3 protein-coding genes and 2 pseudogenes are annotated in these 2,680 nt (G+C 34.7%); all 5 read right to left on the bottom strand.

The window, feature by feature from the left end; translation table 11 throughout:
* A partial coding sequence (locus AC1DJR_RS25490) for a YjiH family protein (protein WP_477003807.1) occupies positions 1–707 on the bottom strand: 707 nt, incomplete at its 3' end.
* A gap of 122 nt (positions 708–829) precedes the next feature.
* Positions 830–1,174, bottom strand: a pseudogene (locus AC1DJR_RS25495) (phosphotransferase); the annotation flags it as partial.
* Positions 1,175–1,220: 46 nt separating this feature from the next.
* On the bottom strand, positions 1,221–1,736 hold the full coding sequence (locus tag AC1DJR_RS25500) for a GNAT family N-acetyltransferase (protein ID WP_429688485.1): 516 nt from the start codon (positions 1,734–1,736) through the stop codon (positions 1,221–1,223).
* A gap of 23 nt (positions 1,737–1,759) precedes the next feature.
* A pseudogene (locus AC1DJR_RS25505) lies at positions 1,760–2,227 on the bottom strand (DUF2691 family protein).
* A 234-nt stretch (positions 2,228–2,461) separates the two neighbouring features.
* The coding region (locus AC1DJR_RS25510; protein WP_477003808.1) for a ferritin-like domain-containing protein at positions 2,462–2,680 on the bottom strand (219 nt) is incomplete at its 5' end.

The following is a 2,680-nucleotide window of genomic DNA, read 5'->3' on the forward strand; positions in this document are numbered from 1 at the left end:
TTCCATAAGTGCATTATATCTAGTGTTTTTGCGATGATGATCATAAATGTTGCGGATACTGTTGAAAATCCTGTTGCGATAATCGCTGCTTCTTTCGTCGTATACTTTCCTTCTTTATAAACACGGTTAGTAATAAGAAGTGCAAGTGAATAACTCCCCACAAAGGAAGCAACCGCATCAATTGCTGATCGCCCAGGTGTTTTCCATAACGGTCTCATAATTGGACGACAAAACGTGCCGATAAACTCAAGCAATCCGTACCCGACTAATAACGCTAAAAATGCTGAGCCAATTGGAACGAGTAAACTTACTGATATAACTAACTTCTCATACAAAAACGGTCCAACATCTGGCGCAAAGAACCATGCTGGTCCTACTTTCAAACAATATAATACGCCGAAAACAACACCTACTACTTTTAAAATAGAAAAACAAATATCTACGATAGATGCATTCCATTTCTTCGTATAAAATGGATAAATCGCACCAATTATCATTACAAGTAGTGCGTAATATGGTACTACAGAAGGAACTGAAGTCCGAATCCACGATACGATATGATCAATCATAATTGACGAAGCACCGTTTATCGTAACTGGTACGAAAAACATAAACACCCCAACTAGACTAGCAAGTATAAACCGAAGAATAATCCCCTTCTCTCGCCCTGTCTTAATTACATTACTTTTCAACTCAATTTCACTCAAAATTCGACACCTCCTATTATCTAAATATTCTGTATAATAATGTTAGAATCCTTCTTTCTATTCCTAATATTTAATCATGTAAAAAAGCTTATTTTGAAATATACAATCAAAATAAGCTTTTTCTATTMCCYCTYATAATCATCCACAATYACTTGAATYACACGATAAGATTCTTCTGYYACYTTCTYATTACTATCCCTATTCGCATCRTATGTAATTAACGCCTTCCAAAGCGCCCATCCTCTCGCYCTATTCCACGTTTCTYCATCCATAYRTAATACTTCTTTAAATACGTTTCTACTATTCTTATCAAAAAATGTCCATGCCATCGCTGCATCACAAGCAGGGTCTCCTACTCCTAAWATACCAAAATCAATTACGGCACAAAGCTTTCCATCYTTAACGAGTAARTTCCCTGGYGCWACATCTCCATGAAYCCAAACTGGTTTATGATCCCATGTTGACCTGTGCCCCTATTAACCTTTTAACTAAATCGGTAGTAGTTTGATTCATTCACATTCCCCTTCTCTTTTGAAACTTACTAAGTCCATCCGTACTCCCAACATATTCAAAACCATTTTTCTTATAAAAATCATTCAAGGTAAGATTATGCCCAACGCAATCTAATTTCAAATACTCTTTATCACATTGCACATTCTCGTCTATCCACTGTAAAATCCATTCTCCTATTCCATTCCCCTTATACTCCCGCTTCACCACAAATCTATGAATATATAAAGAATCAGAAACTTCCTCTTTACCAAAAATATGTTCATCCCAATCATTTTGTTTAGGAGATACTGTAACCGTACCGACAATTTCCTCTTCTTTCATTACGACATACGTATATTTCTCTTTTATGGCTTCTAATATTTCAGCCGTAGCTTCTTCTCCTAAAAGGTACTGCCATTGATCTACTTCTTTATCTTGTAGCCACCGCGCTACCTCTTTTAATAGAGTAATAATGCTATCGATTTCCTCTCCAGAAGCAATTCGAATTGTATATTCTTTACTTATATTTCTCTCCATATTGCTGTTCCCCTTTCAAATTACTACCATACTGACATACGAGTCCTTCCATCATTTTCATCTGTAATATATTCTACATAAAATCCTTGATTCAGTGCGTTTTCATACATCATTTCAATCTCTTCTTGTTTTTTCGCATAAATTTGTATGTAATCACCATCCGCTACTAATACGACTACTTCACACTTACTCTCCTTAAAGTCTTCATATGTTTCAATTTCTCCTAGTACTTCCCCTTTTGGATATGCTTTTAAATCTACAAATAAAAGATAATATATGTTATCTTTTATTTACTTTTTTAATTCTGAGCCTTCCATAATCTCGTTATCCTCTGAAAATAATTCTGGACCTAATCCATTCCCTACTATTATATAAGCTTCCTCTCTTCCCACGGCTTGCCAATCAAATACAGTAATATCAATTGGCTTTAACACCTTCCAAAGTAAATTATCATATCCATCTAGAATATCTACTGTAATTCCTCTTTTCATATGTTTGCTCCTAGCTTATTTATTTTCATTTTCGTTTCATACATTATATACCAAATTCAACTACTATATTTTGTCGATACTCTTTGTAACTTGTATTTCATCGCAAAAAAACCGCCCCACTACTAATGAAACGGTTTCCTTCTACTTGTATTTCAGTATTTCACTCAATTACTGCACTACGTTTTAAACTAATTTCTAATATATTCACCACATCAACCATTCATTTTTTCATATTCACTTCGTTTTCACAAAATAATATAAAAACCATACCGCATGATTTTGTTCATCTGCAGCTATTCTGCGCAATAAATCTTTCATAGTTGCATCCGATGTTTCATCCGAAATTTCCAAATAAAAATCTACTGTTTTTTGCTCATCTTGTATAGCGAATTCTAATCCTTGTAAGTACGTATTAGGACATCCTTCATTGATCTGCGGTTTAGGCTGCTGACC

It is taken from the genome of Bacillus sp. 05T31, assembly GCF_056396725.1.